This is a genomic window from Devosia rhodophyticola, assembly GCF_028816475.1.
Lineage (GTDB): Bacteria > Pseudomonadota > Alphaproteobacteria > Rhizobiales > Devosiaceae > Devosia > Devosia rhodophyticola.
Genome location: NZ_CP118247.1, coordinates 1,450,589 through 1,475,853, shown reverse-complemented (window position 1 = coordinate 1,475,853; position 25,265 = coordinate 1,450,589). Strand labels below are relative to the sequence as shown.

General features: G+C 57.7%; 21 protein-coding genes and 4 pseudogenes. 17 read left to right on the top strand and 8 right to left on the bottom strand.

Features of this window, described 5'->3' with window-relative positions:
• The first annotated feature begins 466 nt into the window (after positions 1-466).
• The gene (locus PSQ90_RS07165) at positions 467-2,608 is read left to right on the top strand and encodes a transglycosylase domain-containing protein (protein WP_282212710.1); all 2,142 of its coding nucleotides are present in this window, start codon (positions 467-469) and stop codon (positions 2,606-2,608) included.
• Here PSQ90_RS07165 and PSQ90_RS07160 read toward each other — a convergent pair.
• Positions 2,605-3,336: a M48 family metallopeptidase gene (locus PSQ90_RS07160; RefSeq protein WP_282212709.1), complete on the bottom strand. Its 732-nt coding sequence runs from the start codon at positions 3,334-3,336 to the stop codon at positions 2,605-2,607. The genes PSQ90_RS07165 and PSQ90_RS07160 overlap by 4 nt on opposite strands.
• Positions 3,337-3,465: 129 nt before the next feature.
• Positions 3,466-3,972 (bottom strand): DUF2852 domain-containing protein, encoded by a 507-nt coding sequence (locus PSQ90_RS07155; RefSeq protein ID WP_282212708.1) that lies wholly within the window; start codon positions 3,970-3,972, stop codon positions 3,466-3,468.
• 136 nt (positions 3,973-4,108) lie between these two features.
• Between PSQ90_RS07155 and PSQ90_RS07150 the strand changes: the two genes are divergently transcribed.
• The 3 genes and pseudogenes from PSQ90_RS07150 (at position 4,109) to PSQ90_RS07140 (ending at position 7,665) form a co-directional block, all read left to right on the top strand.
• Positions 4,109-5,446 carry an ActS/PrrB/RegB family redox-sensitive histidine kinase gene (locus PSQ90_RS07150; RefSeq protein ID WP_282212707.1) on the top strand — a complete coding sequence of 446 codons (1,338 nt, stop codon included), beginning with the start codon at positions 4,109-4,111 and terminating at the stop codon, positions 5,444-5,446.
• A 24-nt stretch (positions 5,447-5,470) separates the two neighbouring features.
• Positions 5,471-6,021: pseudogene (locus PSQ90_RS07145) on the top strand (ActR/PrrA/RegA family redox response regulator transcription factor).
• A 24-nt stretch (positions 6,022-6,045) separates the two neighbouring features.
• Positions 6,046-7,665 (top strand): MBL fold metallo-hydrolase RNA specificity domain-containing protein, encoded by a 1,620-nt coding sequence (locus PSQ90_RS07140; protein WP_282212706.1) that lies wholly within the window; start codon positions 6,046-6,048, stop codon positions 7,663-7,665.
• 8 nt (positions 7,666-7,673) lie between these two features.
• On the opposite strand, the gene PSQ90_RS07135 is transcribed toward PSQ90_RS07140, so the two are convergent.
• The 4 genes from PSQ90_RS07135 to PSQ90_RS07120 all read right to left on the bottom strand — a co-directional run bounded on the left by PSQ90_RS07135 (position 7,674) and on the right by PSQ90_RS07120 (position 10,433).
• Positions 7,674-8,150 (bottom strand): MmcB family DNA repair protein, encoded by a 477-nt coding sequence (locus PSQ90_RS07135; protein WP_282212705.1) that lies wholly within the window; start codon positions 8,148-8,150, stop codon positions 7,674-7,676.
• Between the two features lie 3 nt (positions 8,151-8,153).
• Entirely contained in the window at positions 8,154-9,317 is a 1,164-nt protein-coding gene (locus PSQ90_RS07130) for an MFS transporter (protein ID WP_282212704.1), read from the bottom strand.
• 93 nt (positions 9,318-9,410) lie between these two features.
• Complete coding sequence (locus PSQ90_RS07125; RefSeq protein WP_282212703.1) at positions 9,411-9,866, bottom strand: response regulator; 456 nt, start codon at positions 9,864-9,866, stop codon at positions 9,411-9,413.
• A gap of 210 nt (positions 9,867-10,076) precedes the next feature.
• On the bottom strand, positions 10,077-10,433 hold the full coding sequence (locus PSQ90_RS07120; protein ID WP_282212702.1) for a septal ring lytic transglycosylase RlpA family protein: 357 nt from the start codon (positions 10,431-10,433) through the stop codon (positions 10,077-10,079).
• A 469-nt stretch (positions 10,434-10,902) separates the two neighbouring features.
• On the opposite strand from PSQ90_RS07120, the gene PSQ90_RS07115 reads away from it, so the two are divergent.
• From PSQ90_RS07115 to PSQ90_RS07100, 4 genes and pseudogenes are all read left to right on the top strand, one after another.
• Positions 10,903-12,243, top strand: a complete 1,341-nt coding sequence (locus tag PSQ90_RS07115) for an NAD(P)-dependent oxidoreductase (RefSeq protein WP_282212701.1) — start codon at positions 10,903-10,905, stop codon at positions 12,241-12,243.
• A gap of 25 nt (positions 12,244-12,268) precedes the next feature.
• Positions 12,269-12,655, top strand: coding sequence for a VOC family protein (locus tag PSQ90_RS07110; RefSeq protein WP_282212700.1), 387 nt, complete (start codon positions 12,269-12,271; stop codon positions 12,653-12,655).
• Positions 12,648-13,966: pseudogene (gene preA, locus PSQ90_RS07105) on the top strand (NAD-dependent dihydropyrimidine dehydrogenase subunit PreA). The gene PSQ90_RS07110 and the pseudogene preA overlap by 8 nt, the downstream one beginning before the upstream one ends.
• Positions 13,967-14,066: 100 nt before the next feature.
• Positions 14,067-15,101 carry a GGDEF domain-containing protein gene (locus PSQ90_RS07100; protein ID WP_282212699.1) on the top strand — a complete coding sequence of 345 codons (1,035 nt, stop codon included), beginning with the start codon at positions 14,067-14,069 and terminating at the stop codon, positions 15,099-15,101.
• A 421-nt stretch (positions 15,102-15,522) separates the two neighbouring features.
• On the opposite strand, the gene PSQ90_RS07095 is transcribed toward PSQ90_RS07100, so the two are convergent.
• Positions 15,523-15,687, bottom strand: a complete 165-nt coding sequence (locus tag PSQ90_RS07095) for a hypothetical protein (RefSeq protein ID WP_282212698.1) — start codon at positions 15,685-15,687, stop codon at positions 15,523-15,525.
• Here PSQ90_RS07095 and PSQ90_RS17140 point away from each other — a divergent pair.
• Genes PSQ90_RS17140 through PSQ90_RS07085 form a run of 3 tightly spaced genes read left to right on the top strand, consistent with a single transcriptional unit; the run spans position 15,616 to position 17,113 of the window.
• Positions 15,616-15,768 (top strand): hypothetical protein, encoded by a 153-nt coding sequence (locus PSQ90_RS17140; RefSeq protein ID WP_407648206.1) that lies wholly within the window; start codon positions 15,616-15,618, stop codon positions 15,766-15,768. The genes PSQ90_RS07095 and PSQ90_RS17140 overlap by 72 nt on opposite strands.
• A 35-nt stretch (positions 15,769-15,803) precedes the next feature.
• Complete coding sequence (locus PSQ90_RS07090; protein ID WP_282212697.1) at positions 15,804-16,175, top strand: DoxX family protein; 372 nt, start codon at positions 15,804-15,806, stop codon at positions 16,173-16,175.
• On the top strand, positions 16,172-17,113 hold the full coding sequence (locus PSQ90_RS07085) for a DMT family transporter (RefSeq protein WP_282212696.1): 942 nt from the start codon (positions 16,172-16,174) through the stop codon (positions 17,111-17,113). Before PSQ90_RS07090 ends, PSQ90_RS07085 begins: the two co-directional genes overlap by 4 nt.
• On the opposite strand, the gene PSQ90_RS07080 is transcribed toward PSQ90_RS07085, so the two are convergent.
• On the bottom strand, positions 17,114-17,761 hold the full coding sequence (locus PSQ90_RS07080) for a TetR family transcriptional regulator C-terminal domain-containing protein (protein ID WP_282212695.1): 648 nt from the start codon (positions 17,759-17,761) through the stop codon (positions 17,114-17,116). It lies immediately after the preceding gene.
• Between the two features lie 148 nt (positions 17,762-17,909).
• On the opposite strand from PSQ90_RS07080, the gene PSQ90_RS07075 reads away from it, so the two are divergent.
• The 6 genes and pseudogenes from PSQ90_RS07075 (at position 17,910) to PSQ90_RS07050 (ending at position 25,233) form a co-directional block, all read left to right on the top strand.
• The gene (locus tag PSQ90_RS07075) at positions 17,910-19,238 is read left to right on the top strand and encodes an aspartate aminotransferase family protein (RefSeq protein ID WP_282212694.1); all 1,329 of its coding nucleotides are present in this window, start codon (positions 17,910-17,912) and stop codon (positions 19,236-19,238) included.
• A gap of 66 nt (positions 19,239-19,304) precedes the next feature.
• Entirely contained in the window at positions 19,305-20,801 is a 1,497-nt protein-coding gene (locus PSQ90_RS07070) for a CoA-acylating methylmalonate-semialdehyde dehydrogenase (protein ID WP_282212693.1), read from the top strand.
• A 22-nt stretch (positions 20,802-20,823) separates the two neighbouring features.
• Positions 20,824-22,074, top strand: coding sequence for a Zn-dependent hydrolase (locus PSQ90_RS07065; protein WP_282212692.1), 1,251 nt, complete (start codon positions 20,824-20,826; stop codon positions 22,072-22,074).
• A 45-nt stretch (positions 22,075-22,119) separates the two neighbouring features.
• Positions 22,120-23,570 (top strand): annotated as a pseudogene (gene hydA, locus PSQ90_RS07060) (dihydropyrimidinase).
• Positions 23,570-24,348, top strand: a pseudogene (locus PSQ90_RS07055) (ABC transporter ATP-binding protein). Before hydA ends, PSQ90_RS07055 begins: the two co-directional pseudogenes overlap by 1 nt.
• 3 nt (positions 24,349-24,351) lie before the next feature.
• Positions 24,352-25,233 carry an ABC transporter permease gene (locus tag PSQ90_RS07050; protein WP_282212691.1) on the top strand — a complete coding sequence of 294 codons (882 nt, stop codon included), beginning with the start codon at positions 24,352-24,354 and terminating at the stop codon, positions 25,231-25,233.
• Positions 25,234-25,265: the final 32 nt, after the last annotated feature.

The window sequence follows — 25,265 nt, the reverse complement described above, 5'->3', positions numbered from 1 at the left end:
TAGCGTTGCCCCATAAACCAGCCACATTTGACTCGGACAAGCGGGTTTGGCGTCATTGTGGCAGACCACGGGCGGTTTGGTTGTCTGGACGAGAACCGGTTATGGTACCACGGCAATTTGGGTGCCATCGGATTTGATGTTGGTGCAGACTGGGCGGGCAAACCGCCATATCTTGGACATAATGCATGGATTTTCGGATTTCTCCTGACGATCGGGTCGGCGCGCAACCAAAAAAGCGTGCGCGCAAACCTGCGGCCAAAGTTCGCAAAACCGGCTGGGGCAAGGGACGAGATCGGGTCGAGCCCAGTATGGGGCAGGCCGTTGGCGGGTTTGTGGACGATGAGCGCTCAGGCGGACCTTCCGTTCCGCCACCGAAAAAGGCACCGAAGCGCGGGGCGGCCCGCAAAGCCAGGCCGGTCAAGAAAAGAAACGGCGCAGCGGCGCTGGCGGCTTTGTCGTTTTTGTCGTGCATTGGACCTTTGTTGCCTGCCTGTGGGCGGGCATCGCGGTTGCCGGCATCATTGTCTATTATGGCGCGCAATTGCCAGCTTCCAACACCTGGGCCGTGCCGGATCGGCCGCCCAACATTCGAATTCTGGCCGCTGACGGCCAACTGATTTCCAATCGTGGCAAGACCGGCGGCGAGGCCGCCTCGCTGCATGAATTACCCGCCTATGTGCCCGCCGCCGTGCTGGCCATCGAGGACAGGCGGTTTTATGACCATTTCGGAATTGATCCGATTGGTATTGCCCGGGCGTTGGTCAACAATGTCGCCGAAGGGCGCATTACGGGTGGCGGGTCGACCATCACCCAGCAATTGGCCAAGAACCTGTTTCTGACCCGCGATCAGAATTTGGGCCGCAAGGTGCAGGAAGCCCTGCTCGCCATTTGGCTTGAGCACAACTACTCCAAGGACGAGATCCTTGAGATGTATTTGAACCGGATGTTCTTTGGGAACAATTCATTTGGTATCGAGGCGGCGGCACAGACATATTTCGGAAAATCGGCGCGCAATCTGACGCTTGGCGAAGCGGCAATGCTGGCGGGGTCGTTGCAGGCGCCCTCACGGCTCAACCCCAAATCCAACACCCAGGCCGTATCACAGCGCCAGAGCGTGGTGCTACAGGCAATGGCCGATGAGGGCTATATCACCCAGGCCGAGGCCAGGGCCGCCACAATTGACCCCAACCAGAAAGTGCGCACCAAGATCGCCGGTGGTGAATCCTACGTGGCGGACTGGGTGGAAAGCCTGATGCAGTCCTATCTGGGGGATGTGAACGAGGACGTTATCGTTTCAACCACCATTGACTGGGATTTGCAAAAGGAAGCCGAATTCGTGCTCAAGGAAGCCGTAGCGCGTGACGGGGCCAAACGCGGCTTCAGTCAGGGCGCACTGGTATCCATGGACACTGAAGGCTACGTACGCGCCATGGTGGGTGGCGTAGACTATCAGGCCAGCCAATATAATCGCGCGGTCACTTCGCGTCGCCAACCCGGTTCGACCTTCAAGCCGTTTGTCTATCTGGCGGCGATGGAAAAGGGCTATACGCCCGATACCGTCGCCGAGGATGCACAGTTTGACTATAAGGGCTGGAGCCCACGCAACTCGAACAACAAGTATGTCGGCCCGGTGACACTGCGGCAGGCTCTCACCTATTCGATAAATACAGTGGCCGCACGTTTGGCCATTGATGTAACCCCGCAGGTGGTTATCGACACCGCCATGCGACTGGGTATTTCCTCGCCAATGCAGGCGGTACCTTCCATCGCGCTGGGAACGCAGGAAGTTTCGCTGCTCGAATTGACCGGCGCCTATACCCCGTTCGCCAATGGTGGGATCGGGGTGATCCCCAGCGTCATTACCAAGATCGAAACCCCTGAAGGCAAGGTTTTGTACGAGGCATCGACCGCTGGCCCAGGCCGCGTCATTGCGCCCAATATCGTGGCCGAAATGGACGACATGTTGTCAAAGGTGGTTGAAGTCGGGTCGGGCAAGGGCGCAAATCTGAGCGGTTGGGAATTCGGCGGCAAGACTGGCACCTCGCAAAATTCACGTGATGCGCTGTTTGTCGGCTTTACCTCACGCTATGTTACCGGCGTCTGGCTGGGTAATGACAATGACGCCAAGACCACGCTTTACGGTGGAACGGTACCGGCGGCTATCTGGACCGAATTCATGGCCAAGGCACACGCTGGCTTGACCCCGCAAGGCTTGCCGAGCGGATACGACTCCAGCAACACCCCAATTGCCCAGCAGATCGTTGATCCGAGCACAGGCGCGGCAGTCATCGACCCCAATACCGGCCAACCGATGGTGCAATATGTCGACCCGATCACCGGGCAGCCGGTGCAGGTTCAGGTCGATCCGGCCACGGGTCAGCCCGTCGTTCAGCCGGGTCAGCAACTCGGCGATGCCCAATTTGCACCTGACGGCGGCCAGCTCATCGCTGGGGATCAGTCACTCGATGGCGGGCAACCCTTGACCCCCGATCAACCACTCACGCCGAGCCAGCCGCTGGGAGCGTTTGATCCAAATGGCGCTCAACCAACGCCACAGCAGAGCGAGAAAAGTCAGCGGACCCTGATGGACCTGCTGTTTGGCAACTAGATGCCATAGGCCATGAGTTGGCGCCCGTTGGCCTTGAGCCAGGTTCGTCCGCGTTCCATGTCCGGCAGGGTTTTGCTAACGGTGGCCCAAAAGGCGGCGGAATGATTCATCTCGACCAGATGGGCCACCTCGTGGGCGGCGACATAGTCCAGCACATAGTCGGGCGCCAGGATCAGACGCCAGTTAAAGTTCAAATTGCCAGCGCTGGAACAGGAGCCCCAACGGGTTGACTGTGAGCGCAGGCGCAATGCCCGTACGGTGACTCCCAGATTGGCCGCGTGGACCATGGTTTGACGTTTAAGGTCAATCTCTGCTTCTTGCTTGAGCCAATCGGTCAGCCGACGGGCCTGATGGGCGGGGTCGCCAGGCACCATCAACGTCAGCGCATCACCCTCTTCCAATAGCTCAACCCGACCTCGGGTCTTGCCGCTGGCAGCGATGAGATGATCGCGACCCCGCAACGGGATAATAGCGCCGGGCAGAAACGAAACCGGCGCGGCAGCGCGCGGCAGACGAGCGGCCAGCCAATTTGTCTGGCGGCGTAAAAAGGCCTCGGCATCAGCCCAACGACCGTGAGGTGGCAGCGTCAGAACCGGGCCACCGCTGTGGGGAATGGACAAACGGTAATTGCGCGCCCGCGCGTTGGTACGCACTTGAACAACGACAGGTTGCCCGTCGATTTCAAGGATGGTGGAGGTCGGAATTTTCGGGCGGCTGAACAATTTCATGGTTGAGCCGATACAACCGCGATTCGGGCAATTTGCCTATCGCGAAGCCAACAAAAAAGGCGCCCTTGAAGGGGCGCCGCAGTTACAATCGCCCGTTCAGGCGACCGCTCAGGAGGAGAAGTCGGCGGGTCAACGGTTATCCTGACCCCAGCCATGATTGCTATCGTCATTGTTGGTGCCACCGTTGCCATTGTCGCCATCGTTCGGTTCGTCGGTGTAGCCTTGGCGGCTGCCACGGCGCTCGTTCATGAAGCGATCGAATTCTTCACGATCCTTGGCCTTGTTGAGATTGGTCATATACTCGTGGAACTCGTTGATCTCTTCATCAAGCCGCGCGCGTTCCTCTTCCAGGCGACGCAGTTGCTCGCTACGATAGTCGTCGAACGCAGCATTGCCGCTGGAGGTCGAGGCATAGCGGTTGTGGCGATGACCATGGCGGTGTGCGCCATTGGAAGTGCACCACGACTTGCCCTTGTGCCAGTAGGATTGGGCCTTTTCGGCCGAGCCGCCAAATTTCTCACCCCAGATAATGTACCCCAGGATGGCTAGGCCAATCGGCCAGAAGACGATAAACCCGAGGACCATCAAGGCGATGGTGATCGGGGAGAATTGTGGTTTGATAATTGCAGTTTGCATTTCGCTACCTTTCCCAGTCACGAATAGAGAAAATGTGGCTATTGCCGGGGTAGTATCAAGAATGTGACTGCAATTTTTTCGATCTTGAAATTGATAAAACCAGTCCCCATGCGGTGCAAAAAGTGAGTGAAAATCAATGAGCGACCTGCCTGCCGACGGACTGCCTTTGCCCGCAAGCTGGCGTCCCCTGCGCCTTGAAACCCTGGTATTGCTGCGTTGGTTGGCTATCGGTGGTCAGGCATTTGGGGTTTTGTTCGTGGCGCTGGGGTTGGGCTTTCCAGTCCCGCTGGCAGAATGTTTTGCCCTGATCGGGCTGTCAGTGCTGTTTAACATCGTCATGATTGTGCGGTTTGGGGTGGCCCATCGCCCGTCGACCCTGCTTGCCGCCGTCCAGATTGGCTATGACTGCCTGCAACTCGGGGGACTTTTGGCATTGACCGGGGGATTGCATAATCCCTTTTCGCTGTTGCTGCTGGCGCCTGTTTCGGTTTCAGCCACCACGCTGCCCCAGCGCGCTACCTTTGCCATGGCATTAATGGTTGCCGTCATCGCATCCCTGTTGGCCGTCTGGCACCTGCCCCTGCCGTGGGACCCCAAGGAAACCATCGCCTTTAACCGCATCTATGTCATCGGTATCTGGGTATCGCTGATCTGTGGCGTGGTCTTTATTGCCGCCTATACCAACAGGGTGGCCCATGATGCGCGCCAGATTGCCGACGCATTGGCGGCAACGGAACTGGCGCTGTCACACAAAGAGCAATTGAGCGCCCTCGATGGTTTGGCGGCAGCGGCGGCCCATGAGCTGGGCACGCCCCTGTCGACCATTGCTCTGGCGGCCAAGGAAATGCGCGCCGACGCCGAGCCGGGCAGCCAATTGGCCGATGATGTGGAGTTGATCATTGAACAGGCGGCACGCTGCCGGGCAATCCTGGCGAAGTTGCGCAATCTTGGCTCGGAAGGGGGCGATCCGTTTGCCGCCGTGCCCTTGACAGATTTGCTCGAAGAGGTCGCGAGACCACATGAGGGGCGCGGCACGGTCATCCTGTTCGATCACGAAAACACCCAAGGGTTGCCGCCGGTATTTCGCCGCAGCGTCGGCCTGCTCTATGGGCTGGGCAATCTGATCGAAAATGCTAGCGACTTCGCCGTTCAACAGGTTCATGTCGAGGCCAGCTGGGACAAGGATATCATCGCCGTTTCTATTACCGACGATGGACCGGGATTTGCGCCTGAACTGATCGCCCGCCTTGGGGAACCCTATCTGACGACGCGCGCCCGCGATCCCCAGGGACCAGACGCCGACAAGCCCGGCGGGCTGGGGCTGGGCATTTTCATTGCCAAGACCTTGTTGGAGCGCACCGGAGCGCGGCTGGCATTCCGCAATATTGCTGCAAACGGGCACGCTCAGGTGCGCATTCAGTGGCGCCGTCCGGCCCATGATATCGAGATCGAGCAAACCAGCTTTGACGTTTGAGTTGCAAATGCTTATCTAGGTGCCATGAGCACGATAGAAGAATTGTTGCAGCACGATGCAAGTTTGCTGCTGGTGGATGATGATGCCGCGTTTCTGACACGGCTGGAACGCGCGATGACGCGGCGCGGCTTCGAGGTGCGCATTGCGGGCAGCGTTGCGGCAGGCCTTGCCGCCGTCGCCGAGCGCCCCCCGCCTATGCCGTGGTGGATATGCGGCTGGACGATGGCAACGGGTTGGCCGTGGTGTCCGCCCTGCACCAGAAGCGCGCCGATGCACGCGCCGTCATTCTGACCGGCTATGGCAATATTGCCACCGCCGTAACAGCGGTCAAACTCGGGGCGGTGGACTATTTGTCCAAACCCGCCGATGCTGATGACGTCATCAATGCGCTGTTGGCAACCGGCGAAGAAAAGCCCGAGCCACCGGAAAATCCGATGTCGGCGGACCGGGTGCGCTGGGAGCACATCCAGCGGGTCTATGAATTGTGCGACCGCAATGTTTCGGAAACGGCGCGGCGGCTCAATATGCACAGGCGCACGCTGCAACGCATTCTGGCCAAGCGCGCCCCGCGCTAGGCTCGTTCAATTTTAGGAGTACCCATGACCGTCACCTTGCAATTTCATGGGGCGGCAGGGACCGTCACTGGATCGTGCTACCGCGTTACCCACCCTGGTGGACAGTTTCTGATCGATTGCGGCCTGTTTCAAGGCAACAAATCGGTGCGTGGACTCAACCTAAAACCGACCCCGTTCAACCCGGCAGCCATTGATTTCCTGTTGCTGACTCACGCTCATATCGATCACGCAGGCTTGTTGCCCAAACTCTATAAAGAGGGTTTCACGGGCGAAATGTGGATGACGGGACCGACAGCGGGCCTGTTGGAATATCTGCTACCCGATAGCGCTGGCATTCAGGAAAGCGAAGCGGAGCGCGAAACCCGCAAGCGCCGCCGTCGGGGTGATGAACCGGCGCAGCCGCTTTATACAATGATCGACGCCGACGAGGCGCTCAAGCATCGCCAGATCACCCAGTACCACGAATGGATCGAACCGGGACCGGGCGTCAGGGCGCGATACTGGAATGCCGGCCATATTATCGGATCGGCCTCGATCGAGGTTCAGGTCAAGGATAGCGACGGCAAAACCATTTCGATCATGTTCTCGGGCGATGTCGGTCCGGATGAAAAAGTCTTTTACAAAGAGCCCGAAGGCCCGGCCGGCTTTGATTATATCCTGTCGGAATCCACCTACGGCGGGCGCGAGCGTGAGGACTATTCGCTCGAAAAACGCCGTGAGGATATCAAGCGAGAAATCAATGAAGCTCTTAAGCGCGGCGGCAATCTGGTGATCCCCACCTTTGCCGTCGAACGCAGTCAGGAGCTGCTCCATGATATCGGCTATCTGATCAAGTCGGGTGAAATCGACCCGCAACTGGTGTTCCTCGACAGTCCGTTGGCGAGCAAGGTCACCAGCGTTTATCGCAAATATGCCAAGATGTTTGACGATGTGCAGCTTGGTGCCGACGAACTGTTCAACGATTCTCGTTTCCGCATTATCGAAGCGGTTGAGGACAGCAAGGCGATCAATACCATTCGCGGTGGCGCCATCATTATGTCGGCGTCGGGCATGTGCGACGCCGGCCGGATCAAGCACCATTTGCGCAACAATCTGATTCGCAGCAATGCCACCGTGCTGTTTGTGGGCTATCAGGCCCCCGGCACGCTCGGCCATGTTATTCAGTCGGGCGCGCGCGAAGTACGCATTCACGGTTCACTGGTGCCGGTGCGGGCTCAGATCCGTTCGCTGGGCAACTACTCCGCGCACGCCGACCACAGCGAACTGATGGCCTGGATCGCTGAGCGTTTGCCAGCACATGGTGCCCTGTTCCTCACCCATGGCGACGATGAGGAGCGGGTCGCATTGCGCAAGGCCCTGATCCAAACCGGACTGGCCGGTGACCAGATCGTTCTGCCATTGCTGGACGATCAATTCGAGCTTCAGCCGCACGGACTTGGTGCTGTTTCGCGGCCCGCTCAGCCCCGCATCGAGCCGACCCAGTTCGCCTCCGATTGGCATAATGCCTTTTCCGAGTTCACCATTGCGCTCAGCCAGGAATTGGGCGCAACGCCCAGCGACGCGGACAAGCTCAAAATGATGAAAGCGCTGCAGGGTAAACTGGTTGAGTTGACCGGTGCCGAGATAAGGGACGACGCGCGCTAAAGGCTGGCTCAGGCCGGGCCGGGATCCATCAAGGCATGGATACGGTCCGCGCCCAGACGCGCAAGCTTTAGCATCAGCGCCTTGCGTCGCGCTGCGGGCAGAGGCGTATGAGGGCTATTGCGCAGAATAGCGCCATCGTGGCCGTCGGCCACAATCAGCCCCTCGGTGGCCGGAAAAATTTCGGCATCGAGTTCGGGAGGCTTGGCAAAAAAGAACCTGTCGGAATATTCGCGGTATTCAGGCCATTTCTTGTCGACCTGAAAGTCGTTCAGGCTGGATTTGATCTCCACGATCCAGATATCCCCCTTGGGACCGATGCCAAGCACGTCGGCGCGGCGGTTGTTGCCAAGCGATACCTCGGCATAGCAGCACATATCGTAGGTTTGCCGCAAAAGCCGCATCACCCCGCGCTGGACCCGCAATGCAGTCGCCGATTGGCGAAGGTCAACGATGGGCGGTAAATCGTGCGGCGGTTGTTCGGACATGGCTCAGACGATCATCGAGGGCCGGGGAGAAAGGGCACCCGCCGCAAAAATGCTCAGCGCAACAAGCGGGATGCCAGCGCCAAACGCCCATTGAATGCCAAAATGCTGGGCGACAAACCCCAAAAGTGGCGGTCCAAGCAAAAAGGCAACGAACGATATTTGTGCCAGAGCGGCCACATTGACCGCCGCCGGGCGATCGGTGCGCTGGGCCGCAGCCGACATGGCGAGAGGGAAAATGGCACTGGTGCCAACGCCCATCAAGGCAAAACCTGTTAGCGCAACAATCGCATTAGGGGCCAGAAAAACCGAGATGGCGCCAATGCCAAGCACCGACAGAAGTGTGCGAGCCACAAGCACCGGATTGTAGCGTTCAACAAAACCATCGGCGAAAAAGCGTGTGAGGGCCTGGGTGCCCGCCCCAATGGCGACTGCAAAACCGGCCAGGAACGGCTCAACCGCGAACATGTCGCGCATGTAAATGGCCGACCAATCCCCTCCAGCCCCTTCGAGCACCATGGCCGACAGCGTGATCGCCACCAGCATCATGATGGCCAACGACGGCCGTGCAAGGCGCGGACCCGCATCGTCGCTGCCGCCAACGCGGTGGGCGGCGGGCTGGAACCGACCAAGGACAAGCGTGACGCCAACAACAACGATGGGCACCATGAGCGCAAGATGGATCTGTGGGCTCAATCCCGTCTGAGCAATGAAAGCGCCGATCAGTCCAGAGGTAAAAAAGCCAATGCTCCAGAAACCATGCGAGCGGTTCATGATCCGGCGTCCAAGCGCGTGCTCGGTGCGGTCGGCCTCAAGATTAAGGACAATTTCAATGACGCCGATTAGCAATCCGGTGGGCACCAGAAGCAGGAACAGCGCAAGCGGGGAAGGGGCAAGCACAGCGATGGCATAGCAGAGCGCCAGCGACGGGATTGAAAACAAAATGACTCGGCGATGGCCAATTCGTTCAATCAATCCGCCAAAGAACGTCAACGAAATCAGAGTTCCAACGGCGGAACCGATCAATGCCAACCCAAGGGCGCCTTCCTCGACACCCATAGCATTGCGGATATCGGGAATACGCGGAAACAGGCTGCCCATGCAGAATGAATAGATAAAAAACCCGCCATAGACGTGGAGCTGTGGCGGCAGGTTCAGGCCGATTTTCATGGGGAATACTCTTGGCGGCGGACGGGCGCACGCTAAGGTAGAATCACCGGCAGGGAAATAGGCTTGGCAATCGATTTCGCAGGCGGTTGAATCCTATATGACCTCGCAGAATTCGTCGCGAACCACGCTGATCCCCGAAACCAGGCTACGCATGATTTCCAGACGCCGATAACGCCCGCCCGCCCGCATTTCCCCTGGAGGCGGGGTCAACACCTGACGCTCGCGGCGATCGGGGCCGAAATAGGATGAGGTTTCATAGTAAACTAAGGAGGTGTTGACCTGACGACTTATGCGTTCGGCGAGTCGGGCTGGTGCGAACGGGATGGTGATGACATCATCAAATCCCAGATTGGCGCACTGCTGGATGGTATCGAGCGACGGGCTTTCCGTAAAATAGATCAGCGGCGAAAACCTGACCTTGCGGCTGGGCGCGAAGCGAATAGCTTCGGCTGCGCTGCGCAGGCTCTCAACCTCGCCGACGGCCGAAAACAGAAAGTAGCAGACCGGCGTTCGAGATCGACTGTTGCTCGGCAGCGGCAACCCCGGCATAGGGAAGGACCGAGGCGAAATGAAGCCCTTTGGCCATATCCAACAAAGCGGCGCCCGGCCCATCCTGGGGGCCGACCACGAAAGCTGTTGCCTGCATATGGATGCGTCTCCGATTCCCAAATCGTTAGTTTGGCTACGATATGATCTTATTGCTAAGGGAGCGCTAACACTGTCAAATTGTTGAACGACCAGAGGATTGGGTCTTATCAACTATAGTTTTTCGAGACATACCGAGGTCGTGCCGCGGTTGCGGAAGCCCAGTTTGGTGGCCGCCGCCTTGGACAGATCAATGATGCGGTTGCCGTGGAAAGGTCCACGATCATTGATGGTGACCTGCACGAATTTGCCGGTACGCTGATCGACAACCTTGAGCTTGGTGCCAAAGGGCAGCGAGCGGTGGGCGGCAGTCATGGCATTTTCATTGAAGATCTGGCCGGAGGCAGCTTTCTTGCCATTGAAGCCGGGGCCATACCAGGAGGCGCCGCCACATTGGGCATAAGATGAAACGGTAGTTGCTACCAGCAAAGTGACAGCAATGGCGGTGGTCGAAAAGATTTTCTTGGTCAAGCGGGGGCACTCTTTGAATTGTCAATACCGGGCTAGGTAATTGGGGCAGGGGGCCAGATTGTGGGCCGATTGGACCATCGTGGCGTCAGCCAGCCGTGTGTTGCACAAATGCCTCAGGATTCTTGCTAGGCGCATCGGTGTCCACAATGTGATTTAGCACCAACTGCAGAATATCATTCTATTACAAGGCCGGATCGTTGCGTTGCGCCTGCGCTCGCCTAGCAATAGCGGATTCAGATTTTAGCGCGTGTTGTTGATGCAACAGTTCCTTGGCCTGGAGTGGTTAAGGAAGAATCCGACAGGTTCCCTAAGAAATTTAGGGCGTTATGCGACAAAAATTCTCGGTTTAAGGCGCAATTGCGGCAGGCGCAGCCAAGATCCCAACGCCCAAAGTCGTGATATTTGACCAATTGATAAAAAATTGGAGCTGCGTTAGCCTGATGCCGGGAACGGAAGCATGGAGGCAGGCATGGCGCAAGTTGAGGTCAAGCAGGGCATTGTGTCGGGGCGGTTGGCACCCGATCAATATGCGCACAATTTTTCAGATCTGCATCCGCCGCTGGATCGGCACGAAGCCTTCGTCGAGGCCGACCGCTGCTACTTCTGCTATGACGCTCCGTGCATGAACGCTTGCCCGACATCAATCGATATTCCCATGTTTATCCGCGAAATTGCCACCGGCAACGGTATGGGCGCAGCCGAAACGATTTTTGAGCAGAATATTCTGGGCGGCATGTGCGCCCGTGTCTGTCCCACCGAACAATTGTGTGAAGAGGCCTGCGTCCGCGAAGAGGCAGAAGGCAAGCCCGTGCGCATCGGCCTGTTGCAGCGTTATGCCACCGATATGGCCATGGCCGAAGACCGGCAGTTCTTCCAACGGGCCGCAGCGACGGGCAAGAAAATTGCTGTGGTCGGCGCTGGTCCTGCTGGACTGGCGGCGGCCCATCGGCTGGCGGTTAAAGGGCACGATGTCGTCATGTTTGACGCGCGGCCCAAGGCAGGCGGGCTCAATGAATATGGCATAGCGTCCTACAAATCGACTGACCAGTTTGCTCAGGCCGAGGTGGATTATGTTACTGCCATCGGCGGCATCGACATCATCAACGGCAAGGCATTGGGCCAGGATTTTACCCTGCCCGAACTGCAGGAACAGTTCGACGCCGTATTTCTGGGCATGGGGCTGGGCGGGGTCAATGCGCTGCGGGCGGAAAATGAAGACGCCGAGGGCGTTGCCAATGCCGTCGATTTCATTGCCGAATTGCGCCAATCGGGCGATTTGAGTGCGCTGCCTGTTGGGCGGCGGGTGGTGGTGATTGGCGGTGGCATGACGGCCGTCGACGCGGCCGTCCAGTCAAAACTGCTGGGAGCCGAAGAAGTCAACATCGTCTACAGGCGCGGCAAGGAACAGATGAGCGCCTCCGAATTTGAGCAGGATCTGGCGGCGGCCAAGGGAGTCACCATTCGCCATTGGATGGCACCCAAACGGGTCCTGTGCGAGGGTGGACGGGTTACCGGGGTTGAGCTGGCCTATACAGCCATGGTCGATAGGCGATTGCAGGAAACCGGCGAAACCCTGGTTTTGGCAGCTGACCAGATTTTCAAGGCCATTGGCCAAACCCTCAATGGCGATGGTGGTGGGTTGGAACTGGCGGGTGGCAAGATTGCCGTCGATGAATTTGGCCGCACCTCGGTGCCCGGCGTTTGGGCAGGGGGAGACTGCGCCACGGGTGGCGATGATCTGACTGTGACTGCGGTTGCTGAGGGTCGCGATGCCGCCGAGCATATCCATGCAGCGCTTATGGCGCGATAGGAGACGGAAACCGGGAGGGAAGGCCATGTTCAGCCATATTCATTTCCAGTCCATTGGGGTAACTGACACGGCGCGGGCCTTGGTATTTTACCGCGACAAGCTGGATTTTGAGGTTGAACGCGACAGCCCCTATAACGAGGACCGCTGGATATTCATGCGCGTGCCAGGCGCGAAAACGCTGCTGCATTTCGACAAGCTGGCGACGCTCGAAACAACCGAAAAGCCGGTTCTGATTTTGGCCAGCGAAGATGTCGATGCTGCGTGTCAAAAGTTGGCTGGGCGCGGCGTTGTTCCAATTAGCGGACCCGGCGATGCGCCATGGGAGCCCGGCACGCGCTGGGCCATGATCAAAGATAGCGAGGGCAACCTCATCCTCATTCAGACCATCAAAGGGAGCCGGGACCATGGCTGATCTTCGGAATAATTTTGTTGGCATCAAATCACCCAATCCGTTCTGGCTGGCTTCTGCCCCCCAACGGACAAGGCCTATAATGTGGAGCGGGCCTTCAAGGCCGGATGGGGCGGTGTTGTGTGGAAGACGCTCGGCGAAGAGGGCCCGCCGGTCGTCAATGTCAATGGCCCTCGCTATGGCGCTATTTTCGGCGCGGACCGGCGGTTGCTGGGGCTCAACAATATTGAGCTGATCACTGATCGCAGCCTGCAGATCAATTTGCAGGAAATGAAGCAGGTCAAGATGAACTGGCCGAATCGGGCGCTGATCGCTTCGATCATGGTGCCGTGCGAGGAAGAGGCCTGGAAAGCCATCCTGCCGCTGGTTGAAGAGACCGGGGCCGATGGGATCGAGCTGAATTTTGGCTGCCCCCACGGCATGAGCGAGCGCGGCATGGGTGCCGCGGTGGGGCAGGTTCCCGAATATATTGAAATGGTGGTGCGCTGGTGCAAGCAATATACCCGCATGCCGGTGATCACCAAGCTGACCCCCAATATAACCGATGTGCGCAAACCAGCCCGCGCCGCCAAGGCCGGGGGCACCGACGCAGTCTCGCTGATCAATACGATCAATTCGATTGTCTCGGTTGATCTGGATCTGTTTGCGCCCAATCCAACAGTGGCTGGCAAGGGCACCCATGGCGGCTACTGCGGTCCGGCGGTCAAACCAATCGCGCTCAATATGGTCGCCGAAATCGCCCGCGATCCCGAAACACATGGACTGCCGATTTCCGGTATCGGCGGGGTGACGACCTGGCGCGATGCCGCAGAGTTTCTGGCGCTGGGCGCCGGCAACGTGCAGGTATGTACCGCCGCCATGACCTATGGCTTCAAGATCGTCGAGGAGATGATTTCGGGGCTTGGTAACTGGATGGACGAAAAAGGGCACGCCGATCTGGAAGCCATCACCGGGCGGGCCGTGCGTAATGTGACCGACTGGCAATATCTTGACCTCAATTATGTGGCCAAGGCGCGGATCAATCAGGATTTGTGCATATCATGCGGCCGCTGCCATATCGCTTGCGAGGATACCTCGCATCAGGCGATCATGAAGGAAAAGGACGGCAAGCGGCATTTCGAGGTGATGGATGATGAGTGCGTCGGCTGCAACCTGTGCGTCAACGTGTGCCCGGTCGATGATTGTATCACGCTCGAAGCAATGGCGCCGGGCACTGTCGATGAGCGGACTGGCCGCATTGTTACGGGGGACTATGCAAACTGGACCACACATCCCAACAACCCGGCGGCGAAGGCCGCCGAACCGGCCGAATAATCTAATCTAGGTCGGATGCTGCCAAGGCTCCTAACCTTTCGCAAATCAATGCTCTGATATGGTTGGGCACTGAACATTTTGGTTTGCGATAGGTTCGACAATGGGCGGTGCCTTTGACAGAGAGGACCAAGGGGCGAGCCTGCGCAGCGCGCGGTGGCTGATTGCTGTCTCGCTGATCGGCTTGATACTGGTCGGCGTCGGGCTGGTTGTGACAGTCCTGCAAGTTGCCAACAGTGTCGATCATGATCATTTTTCACGCGAACGGGGCCGTGTCAGCGTCGCGCTTGCTGCCTTTACCCAAGTCCATGGGCCATTGACCCCCGACCTCGTCCAGCAGTTTGGCGCCGAGCAGGCACTAAGTGATATCAAGCTCAGCGCTGTATCGGCTGTTGGCAATGATAGATTGTCGGTGCCCGTGACAGCTAATGCAGGTTCGGTCGCCAGCACCGTAAGTTGGGAGACAATACGTCCCGGCACAACCGCGCTGACAAAGTATGCCCCGCTGCGCGTGCCCTTGATCTTGATGGTCGCGGCGCTGATTGGATTTGTTCTGTTCTATCTCAATCGATTGGCGTGGGCGCTCGATTTGGAGCGGGGGCGAGCCGTCAAACTGGCTGGACAGGATCCGCTCACTGGACTGGCCAATCGACTGCGCTTTGACGCGGTGTTGAAATCGGATCTGAACGAAAATCGGCAGGGATTGGGACTGCTATATCTGGATCTGGATGGGTTCAAGGCGGTCAATGATCGGCTTGGCCACGCGGCTGGGGACGCAGTGTTGCAAACCGTTGCCCAACGTCTTTGTTCGGTGGTACCTGAGGACGCTCTGATTGCGCGGTTGGGCGGCGACGAATTTGCGGTGCTCAGCAGCAAGGCAATCGCCAGGAACGAGCTGGAAACCCTAGCCGATGCCATCGTGGAAACCATCGAAAAGCCCTATCAGTTCGGGACAATGACGGCAAAAATCGGTGTCAGTATTGGCATCGCAATCGCCGACCGAAGGCAGCGCTCGGCGCAGGCATTGTTGGCATTGGCCGATTCGGCGCTTTACCGGGCGAAGGTACAATCGGGTAGCGCCCGACGGTTCGCGGCCGACACTGAAAGCCGCAATGGTGCGGGTTCCGAGGCCGCCTGAAACGGCAGACCAAATTCTTTTCCTAATTTTCACCTCGGCTGGTTCCGCGCTCAATGTGGCCACCGCCGAATGCGCGAGGCTTGCCGTGTTCGTTTCAAGTCCCATGTCCCGCCCCAACGCTACGATCGAGTAACATTCACCTCGCACTGAGCGCTGCAGTCGTGCTGACCCTGTTTGCAATGACGTTGATCTGGGACAAGGTGCAGCGTGATTTCGGCTGGCGGCAACCACTGGAGCCCTTGGATATTTCGTTAGGAATCCTGCTTGCGGCAATTTTTGTTGCGCGTTTGGGGTGGCGTTTTCTGGGTGGACGGCGACTGCCGCGGGAAAAGCGTGACATTACCTATTATCTGGCTGTCGCCATGCATTGGGCCCTCTATGCCTTATTGTCTGCACAGATCGGATTTGGATTTAGCTGCGTTCACTGCAGGGCGAGAGGTTCACATTCGTCGGTCTGCTTTCCAATCCGCCCTTTGTCAGCGCTGAGCGTGGGCAGGCCCGTGTAGTTGAAAACCTGCACAACATTACCGCCTGGACCATCATCTATCTGGTAGGCCTGCATGCGCTTGCCGCTCTGGCCTATCATTATGTGCTCAAGGATGGCGTGCTCGGCCGGATGGTGCCAGCAGCTGCGAGGAGGCTCGCCAGCGACGATCACACAAGCTAGGCTGCGACATCGATTCTTTTGAATAGAGACTGTCCTTGACCCTTGCTGCGTCGCTTCTCGTTATCGGGCGAATTATCTTCGGCCTGTTTTTCCTGATCGCCGGTATTCGCAATTTTAGCCATTTTTCCGGGCGCAAAAATTCGAAGACCAATTATGGCTGGTCGCTGCCCACGATATTGGCGGCGCTGGGATTTGCCGTGCAGATCGTCGGCGGATTGTCCCTGATTTTCGGGCTGTGGACCGTATTCGGCGCGCTGGCGCTGATCATCTTTCTGGTACTGGCAACCAGCCTTTTTCACAATTTGTTTCTGTTTGAAGGCGACGAGCGAAATCCTCATCTCTATTTCACGCTGGTCAATATTACGCTGGTTGGCGGATTGTTGATGGTGATCGCTGAGGCCCTGTGAGTACCACAGAAGCAGGCCGACACCACCTGTTGGCCCATCTGGCCATGCTGACTTTTTCTCTGCTGATTGCCGGATCATTTGCCCTTGGCAGTCTGATCGTAGGCGAGATCGCGCCAGCCCCCCTCAATGCGGTGCGGTTTTTACTGGGGACCACCATTATGGGGGTGGCAGCGTTTGGCCTGGCCCGACACAGGTTGGCAGTCCCGGCGGCCCCGTGGCGCTTTGCAATTCTGGGCGCGTTGATGGCCGTTTATTTTGTCACCATGTTTATCGCGCTGAAAATTACCGCACCGGTGGCGACCAGTGCGGTCTTCACCTTGATTCCACTGCTTGTTGCCGGATTTGGCCTGATAATTGTTGGACAGCGCACGGGTCCTGTGGGCCTTCTCAGCCTTGTTTTTGCCGGACTTGGCTCGTTGTGGGTGATATTTCGCGGTGATATTGGCGCAATCGGGCGCTTCGAAATCGGGCGCGGCGAGCAGATCTTTTTTGTCGGTTGCGTCTGCTATGCCATCAATACCCCATTGCTGCGCCGGTTCAGTCGGGGGGAGCCAGCCATGGTGTTGAGCTTTTTCTCGCTGGCAGCCTCCACGGTCTGGATCGGACTTTATGGTTTACCTGATGCTTTGCAGACCGACTGGGGCGCGCTGTCGCCGCTTGTCTGGTGGGTTATAATCTATCTGGCGATCTTTCCCACCGCCGTCAGCTTTTTCCTGCTGCAGTTTGCCAGCCTGCATCTGCCAGCCGCCAAGGTGATTGCCTATGGTTATCTGACGCCGATTTTTGTGATCTTGCTTGAAGGGCTAATGGGACACGGATGGGCCAGCCTGTCGGTTCTGGCTGGCGCACTGGTGACGGTATTCGGGCTGGCAGTTCTGGGGCTGGTGCCCGAGCGTCGACGGAACACGCCTAATCCGCATGACGGTGCGATGCCTTAATCAGTCAACACTGTTTCTGGGCGTCAGTCCAAAAAGAAATAATTGTTCAAGATAGCAGGCTGCGTCCTCAAAACGCCCCTCGCCACCGCGTGCCGGTCCCAGAACCGCACGCACCTGAACGTCAAAATCTGCATAATGCTGGGTGGTGGCCCAGATGGAAAAGATCAGGTGATACGGATCGGCCCGGGCCAGCTTGCCCTCGTCCATCCAGCCTCCAATGATCTGCGCCTTTTCATCGACCAGATCTTTGAGATCGATCTCGATCATTTCGATGATTCGGGGCGCACCCTGCAGCATTTCATTGGCAAACAGTCGACTTTCGCGGGGGAAATCACGCGCCATTTCAAGCTTTCGCCGAATATAGGAGCGAATTTCGGGAAAAGGGTCGCCCTTGGCGTCCATTTCGCGCAACGGCTCGAGCCAGTTGACGAGAAGCTCCGATATCAGGCGTCGGTGAATCTCTTCCTTGCGGGGAAAGTAATACAGCAGATTGGGCTTGCTCATACCCGCCACCTCAGCGATCTGATCGATGGTGGCTCCCCGAAATCCGTGCAGAGAAAAGACGTCCAGCGCCGCTTCCAGGATCAGATCCTGTTTTTCGCGCTGGATGCGGGTTTTTGGCCGCGATTTGGCATTGCTCTTGGTCACAGGCGTAATCTCAGCATTTTTCACCTTGATCGGCACCACAAGAGTGCTAACATTTTTCCAATTGGTCAAAAATCTTGGTAACACGGTCCCACGTCAAGTACCAAAAAACATGATCGTATAAGTCGTATTAACCGGGAGCGAGTGCCTCGTGTCGAATTCAAGCAATGTGACGCCCAATGATCTGAACGCTTTCTGGATGCCGTTTACGGCAAACCGGCAGTTCAAGAAAGCGCCCCGCATGTTCGTTGGTGCCAAGGACATGCACTACACAACGGCGGAGGGGCGTCAGGTGCTCGATGGCACGGCTGGACTTTGGTGTGTCAACGCCGGTCATTGCCGTTCCAGGATTGTCGAGGCAATTCAACAACAGGCCGCCGAACTCGATTATGCACCAGCCTTCCAGATGGGCCACCCAAAGGCGTTCGAACTGGCCAATCGGCTGGTCGATATTGCGCCCAAGGGGCTCGACCATGTGTTGTTCACCAATTCGGGTTCCGAATCAGTTGAGACAGCGCTCAAGGTGGCGTTGGCCTATCATCGGGTCAAAGGGGATGGCGCGCGCAGCCGCCTGATCGGGCGCGAGCGGGCCTATCACGGCGTCAATTTTGGCGGCATTTCAGTGGGCGGTATCGTCAGCAACCGAAAGATGTTCGGCTCATTGCTGACCGGGGTCGATCACATGCCCCACACCCACAATCTGAGCAAGAACGCTTTTTCCAAGGGACCGCCGGAATTTGGCACCGAGCTGGCCGACGAGTTGGAGCGGATCATTACGCTGCACGACGCCTCGACCATCGCGGCAGTGATCGTCGAGCCGGTGGCCGGTTCGACGGGTGTGTTGATACCGCCCATGGGCTATCTTAAGCGGCTGCGCGACATCACCAAAAAGCATGGCATCCTGCTGATCTTTGATGAGGTGATCACTGGTTTTGGCCGCCTGGGCACGCCGTTTGGGGCCGATTATTTCGGGGTTATTCCTGACATCATGATCACAGCCAAGGGGCTGACCAATGGCACGATCCCAATGGGCGCGGTGTTGGTTACAGGGGAAATCCATGATGCGTTCATGAATGGCCCGGAGCACGTGATCGAATTTTTCCACGGCTACACCTATTCGGGCAATCCGATGGCAGCCGCCGCTGGCCTTGCCACGCTTGAGACCTACAAGGATGAAGATCTGCTCACTCGCGGTGCCGATATGGGCGAATATTTTGGCGAGGCGCTACATTCGTTGGCCGATTGCCCCCATGTCATCGACGTCCGCAATATTGGCCTGGTGGGCGCCATCGAATTGGAGTCAATCGCCGGATCGCCGACCCGGCGCGCCTTTTCAGCCTTCCTCAAGGCTTATGACGCAGGCGTGCTGATCCGTACCACTGGTGACATCATTGCGCTGTCGCCGCCGCTGATCGTTGAGAAAGGTCACATCGACACAATGGTCGACACCTTGCGAACGGTGCTTAATTTGCTTGAATAGAATGGATCGTTCATTCTAATAGTATCAAAGAATGTATGTTCCATTATTTACGATCGGAAAGCCGACATGAAGACCATTCAGAACGCCATCAATGGGGTATTGGTTACCTCAAATAGCCAGCGGCAAGCGGCGGTCTTCAATCCGGCCACCGGTGAGCAAAGCGCTAGCCTGCCGCTGTCGACAAACTCTGAAATTGATGCAGCGGTTGCAGCGGCCAAAAAGGCGTTTCCGGCCTGGTCCAATATGCCCCCGATGAAGCGGGCGCGCATCATGTTCAAGTTCAAGGCATTGCTCGATCAGCATGCTGACGAGTTGGCACGCGCAATATCGCTGGAGCATGGCAAGGTGCACGATGATGCGCTGGGTGAAGTGGCGCGCGGCATTGATTGTGTGGACTATGCCTGCGGAATCCCGCAACTGCTCAAGGGCGAATTTTCGCGCAATGTCGGACCGTCGATAGATACGTATTCAGACCGGCAGGCGTTGGGCGTGGTGGCGGGTATTACACCGTTCAACTTTCCCGCCATGGTGCCGATGTGGATGTATCCGGCCGCTATCGCCTGCGGCAACAGTTTTATCCTGAAACCCTCGGAACGGGATCCGTCGGCGCCGATGCTGGCGTGGAACCTTTTCATGGAGGCGGGCCTACCCGAGGGCGTCTTCAATATCGTGCACGGCGACAAGGAGGCGGTCGATCATATTCTGGATCACCCGGATATCCAGGCCGTAAGTTTTGTCGGCTCAACACCGATTGCTGAATATGTCTATCAGCGCGGCACCAAGGCCGGAAAACGCGTCCAGGCGCTGGGCGGGGCCAAAAACCATATGGTGATCATGCCTGACGCCGATCTTGATCAGGCTGCTGATGCGCTGATGGGGGCAGGCTACGGCTCAGCCGGCGAGCGCTGCATGGCCATATCGGTGGCCGTGCCCGTCGGCGAAAAGACCGCTGATGCGCTGGTGGCCAGACTGAAGCCACGCGTTGAGGCTCTCAAGATCGGACCGGCGACCGACAAGGATGCGGAAATGGGGCCGGTGGTCACCAAGATGCACCGCGACAAAATTGTCGGCTATATCGACAAGGGAGTTGAAGAAGGTGCGCAACTGGTGGTCGACGGGCGCGGCTTTAGCCTCCAGGGCTACGAAGAGGGCTATTATGTGGGCGGAACATTGTTTGACAATGTCACCAAGGACATGACGATCTACAAGGACGAGATTTTCGGACCGGTGCTCTCGGTGGTACGCGCCAAGGACTATGGCGAGGCGGTGACGCTGATCAATGAGCATGAATATGGCAACGGTACCGCCATTTTCACCCGCGACGGCGATGCTGCCCGTGAATTTGCCAACAATATCGAGGTGGGTATGGTCGGGGTCAATGTGCCAATCCCGGTGCCGGTTGCCTATCATTCGTTTGGCGGATGGAAGCGCAGCCTGTTCGGCGATCATGCGATTTATGGGCCCGAAGGCGTGCATTTTTACACGCGGCTTAAAACCATCACCACGCGTTGGCCAGCTGGCATCAAGGGCGGTGCCGAATTCAGCTTTCCCAGCGCCAAATAGTTAGAGCGAAAGGATTTATCCCATGGCAGCACCCGGTGAAAACCTCAAGATAAACGGTGACCGGCTATGGGATAGCCTGATGGAAATGGCCCGGATTGGCCCGGGCATTGCGGGTGGCAATAATCGCCAGACGCTGACCGATGAAGATAGTGAGGGCCGGCATTTGTTCGCACGCTGGTGCGAGGATGCCGGCCTTTCCATGTCGGTGGACGATATGGGCAATATGTTCATGCGCCGCCAAGGCAGCGAGCCTGATCTGGACCCGGTTTATGTCGGCAGCCATCTCGATACCCAGCCGACCGGCGGTAAATATGATGGCGTCCTCGGCGTGCTTTCGGGGCTCGAGCTGATCCGCACGATGAATGATCTGGGCATAAAGACCCGGCGCCCAATTGTTGTGACCAACTGGACCAATGAGGAGGGCACACGCTTTGCCCCTGCCATGCTGGCCTCGGGCGTTTTTGCCGGCATGCATGAGCGGGACTGGGCCTATGATCGGACTGACGCCAAGGGCAAGAAATTTGGCGACGAGCTGGCGCGGATTGGCTGGAAGGGTGATGAGCCCGTTGGCGATCGCAATATCCATGCCTTCTTTGAGTTGCACATCGAGCAGGGCCCGATTCTGGAGGCCGAGGGCAAGGACATTGGCGTTGTCACCCACGGGCAGGGGCTATGGTGGCTACAAATCACCCTGACGGGCAAGGAATCCCATACCGGTTCCACCCCGATGCCGATGCGCAAAAATGCCGGGCTGGGCATGGCGCGGATTACCGAACTTGTCCACACTATAGCGATGAGCCACCAACCAATGGCAGTCGGGGCGATTGGGCACGCCGACGTCTATCCCAATTCGCGCAATGTCATTCCCGGCAAGACGGTGTTTACTGTCGATTTCCGCTCGCCGGATCGCGAAATCCTGGATGGCATGAAGGCGCGGCTTGAAGCCGAAGCGCCTGAAATCGCCAAGGAACTGGGTCTTGAAATCGCAATCGAAGTCGCCGGACATTTTGATCCGGTGACGTTCGACGAAAAATGCGTCACCGCCGTACGCAACGCGGCCGATCGGTTGGGCTATTCGCATCGCGACCTGATTTCGGGCGCGGGGCACGACGCCTGCTGGATCAACCGGGTTGCCCCAACGGCCATGGTAATGTGCCCCTGCGTTGACGGGCTGTCACACAATGAAGCCGAGGACATTTCCAAGGAATGGGCGACGGCAGGCGCCGATGTGCTGTTTCACGCCGTAGTGGAAACTGCGGAGATCGTGAGTTGATCCGCACGCCGGAACGAGGGAATTGATTTTGAAAGGGCATATCCAATGAGCAAGGTCATTAAGAACGGCACCATCGTAACCGCTGATTTGACGTATGAGGGAGACGTCAAGATCGAGGGCGACACCATTGTCGAGATTGGGCCGAACCTTTCCGGCGATGAGGTTCTCGATGCAACCGGCTGTTACATCATGCCGGGCGGCATTGATCCGCACACCCATCTGGAAATGCCATTCATGGGCACCTATTCGGCGGACGACTTTGAAAGCGGCACGCGGGCAGCCCTAGCGGGCGGCACGACGATGGTAGTGGATTTCTGCCTGCCCAGTCCCGGTCAAAGCCTCCTGGAAGCGCTGCAGATGTGGGACAATAAATCGGGCAAGGCTTCGACCGATTATTCGTTCCATATGGCGATCACCTGGTGGGACGAGCAGGTGTGGCGCGAAATGGCCGAAGTGGTGGATCGCGGCATCACCAGTTTTAAGCATTTCATGGCCTATAAAGGCTCGCTCATGGTCAATGACGACGAACTTTATGCCTCGTTTTCGCGCTGTGCAGACCTTGGTGCACTGCCGCTGGTCCACGCCGAAAATGGTGATGTGGTCGCCGCGATGACGCAAAAACTGCTGGCGGCGGGCAATAATGGGCCGGAGGGACACGCCTATTCTAGACCGCCAGAAGTTGAAGGCGAAGCGACCAATCGAGCCATCATGATTGCTGACATGGCTGGCGTGCCGATTTATGTGGTGCATGTGAGCTGCGAGCAGTCACACGAGGCCATCCGTCGCGCCCGGCAAAAAGGCATGCGCGTATATGGCGAGCCACTGGTCCAGCATTTAACGCTCGATGAAAGCGAATATTTCAATGCAGACTGGGACCATGCGGCGCGGCGCGTCATGTCACCGCCCTTCCGTAACAAACAGCATCAGGACTCGCTATGGGCGGGTCTTCAGGCCGGATCACTCTCGGTCGTTGCGACCGACCATTGCGCTTTTACCACCGAGCAGAAGCGCAACGGCATTGGCGATTTCTCAAAAATCCCCAACGGTACCGGCGGGCTTGAGGATCGGTTGGCGGTATTGTGGAGCAGGGGGTCAATAGCGGGCGGCTGACGATGAACGAGTTCGTTGCCGTGACCTCGACCAATATTGCCAAGATATTGAACCTCTATCCGAAAAAGGGCGCGGTGATGGTGGGGGCAGATGCAGACCTCGTGGTCTGGGACCCAAAACGCACCAAGACTATTTCGGCCAAGACCCAGCAGTCGGTGATCGACTACAATGTGTTTGAAGGGTTCGAGCTGACCGGCCTGCCGCGCTACGTGCTCACTCGCGGCAAAGTTTCGATTGTCGAAAACGAGGTCAAGGCGGAGGCCGGTCACGGCAAGTTCGTGGCGCGGGAGGCGAAAAACCCGGTCAATCGCGCGCTGTCGACCTGGAAAGAAATCGTTGCCCCGCGCAAGATTGAACGCTCCGGCATCCCGGCTTCGGGGGTTTGATGAGTTCGGTCGTTACTGCCAAAGACCTCAGCCTGACCTTTGCGACCAGCGATGGTCCGGTGCACGCGTTAAGCGAAGTCAATCTGGAGATAGAAAAAGGCGAGTTTGTTTCGTTCATTGGGCCATCTGGGTGCGGCAAGACGACGTTTTTGCGCACTATTGCTGATCTTGAAAACCCGACCGGGGGCGCGCTTGAAATAAACGGCATGAGCGCCCGGGAAGCCCGCCAGGCGCGCGCCTATGGCTATGTTTTTCAGGCCGCTGCGCTTTATCCGTGGCGTACCATCGAAAAGAACATCGCGCTGCCGCTTGAAATCATGGGCTATTCCAGAGCCGAGCGTGACAAGCGGATCGAGCGGACACTCGATCTGGTCAATCTGAGCGGCTTTGCCAAAAAACATCCCTGGCAATTGTCAGGCGGCATGCAGCAGCGCGCCTCGATTGCGCGGGCGCTGGCGTTCGATGCCGATCTGCTTCTGATGGATGAGCCGTTTGGGGCGCTCGATGAAATCGTGCGCGATCATCTCAATGAAGAACTGCTCAAGCTTTGGCGGCGGACAAAAAAACCATCTGCTTTGTGACCCATTCGATCCCCGAGGCGGTTTATCTGTCTACCAAGATCGTAGTGATGAGCCCACGACCGGGCCGCGTGACTGATATCATCGCCTCGACCCTGGCTGATGAGCGCCCGCTCGACATTCGCGAGACGCCAGAATTTCTCGCCATTGCGGCGCGAGTGCGCGAAGGGCTGCGCGCCGGGCACTCCTATGAGGAATAGGGCATGAAAAAAAGCTATGGCAGCACAATTCCGGTCCTGATCGTTCTGGGCGTAATCGTGGTGCTCTGGTATGGCTCGGCGGTCTTGATGAACTGGTCGCGCCAGAGCGATTTTTACCAACGGACCGACGTCACCGGCGTCAGCTTTTCCCAGCAGTTGAACGATGTTCTCAATCAGGCAAAACCCTTGTTGCCGACCCCACATCAGGTGGCAGGCGAATTATGGAAGACGGTGGCGCAACAGGCGGTAACCTCAAAACGCTCGTTGGTCTACCACGGTTGGATTACCCTTTCGGCGACGCTTTTGGGCTTTGTTTTCGGAACGGCGCTGGGCATCGGATTGGCGCTATTCATCGTTTACAACAATGCCATGGATCGCTCGATGATGCCGTGGATCATCGCCAGCCAGACCGTACCGATATTGGCGATAGCGCCTATGATTATCGTGGTGCTGAACGCCGTTGGCATTTCGGGACTGATCCCGAAAGCGATCATTTCCACCTATCTGAGCTTCTTTCCGGTGGTCGTCGGCATGGTCAAGGGCTTTCGTAGCCCCGAAGCCATTCAGATGGATCTGCTGCATACCTATAACGCCTCTCCGTATCAGACATTCATCAAGCTCCGCTGGCCAATCGCACTGCCCTATCTCTTTACCTCAATGAAAGTGGGCGTTGCAGCGTCCCTCGTTGGTGCCATTGTGGGTGAGTTGCCAGCAGGCGGCGGTTCGGGTCTGGGTGCGCGACTATTGGCCGGGTCCTATTACGGGCAGACGGTTCAGATATGGTCGGCGCTTTTTGCCGCCGCTGCCCTCGCGGGTGGACTGATCATCATCGTCAGCTTGGCAGAGCGATTGACCATAAGGCACATGGGGGCGCGTTCCGCATGAGCCGTCTGCAGAATATTCTCGCCGTGATTGCA

Excerpts from the sequence above, each read along its gene's own strand:
- PSQ90_RS07160 (WP_282212709.1), bottom strand. The coding sequence starts at position 3,336 with ATGAAATTGTTCAGCCGCCCGAAAATTCCGACCTCCACCATCCTTGAA.
- PSQ90_RS07155 (WP_282212708.1), bottom strand. The coding sequence starts at position 3,972 with ATGCAAACTGCAATTATCAAACCACAATTCTCCCCGATCACCATCGCC.
- PSQ90_RS07150 (WP_282212707.1), top strand. The coding sequence starts at position 4,109 with ATGAGCGACCTGCCTGCCGACGGACTGCCTTTGCCCGCAAGCTGGCGT.
- PSQ90_RS07140 (WP_282212706.1), top strand. The coding sequence starts at position 6,046 with ATGACCGTCACCTTGCAATTTCATGGGGCGGCAGGGACCGTCACTGGA.
- PSQ90_RS07135 (WP_282212705.1), bottom strand. The coding sequence starts at position 8,150 with ATGTCCGAACAACCGCCGCACGATTTACCGCCCATCGTTGACCTTCGC.
- PSQ90_RS07130 (WP_282212704.1), bottom strand. The coding sequence starts at position 9,317 with ATGAAAATCGGCCTGAACCTGCCGCCACAGCTCCACGTCTATGGCGGG.
- PSQ90_RS07125 (WP_282212703.1), bottom strand. The coding sequence starts at position 9,866 with ATGCCGGGGTTGCCGCTGCCGAGCAACAGTCGATCTCGAACGCCGGTC.
- PSQ90_RS07115 (WP_282212701.1), top strand. The coding sequence starts at position 10,903 with ATGGCGCAAGTTGAGGTCAAGCAGGGCATTGTGTCGGGGCGGTTGGCA.
- PSQ90_RS07110 (WP_282212700.1), top strand. The coding sequence starts at position 12,269 with ATGTTCAGCCATATTCATTTCCAGTCCATTGGGGTAACTGACACGGCG.
- PSQ90_RS07100 (WP_282212699.1), top strand. The coding sequence starts at position 14,067 with ATGGGCGGTGCCTTTGACAGAGAGGACCAAGGGGCGAGCCTGCGCAGC.
- PSQ90_RS07095 (WP_282212698.1), bottom strand. The coding sequence starts at position 15,687 with ATGATAGGCCAGAGCGGCAAGCGCATGCAGGCCTACCAGATAGATGAT.
- PSQ90_RS07070 (WP_282212693.1), top strand. The coding sequence starts at position 19,305 with ATGAAGACCATTCAGAACGCCATCAATGGGGTATTGGTTACCTCAAAT.
- PSQ90_RS07065 (WP_282212692.1), top strand. The coding sequence starts at position 20,824 with ATGGCAGCACCCGGTGAAAACCTCAAGATAAACGGTGACCGGCTATGG.
- PSQ90_RS07050 (WP_282212691.1), top strand. The coding sequence starts at position 24,352 with ATGAAAAAAAGCTATGGCAGCACAATTCCGGTCCTGATCGTTCTGGGC.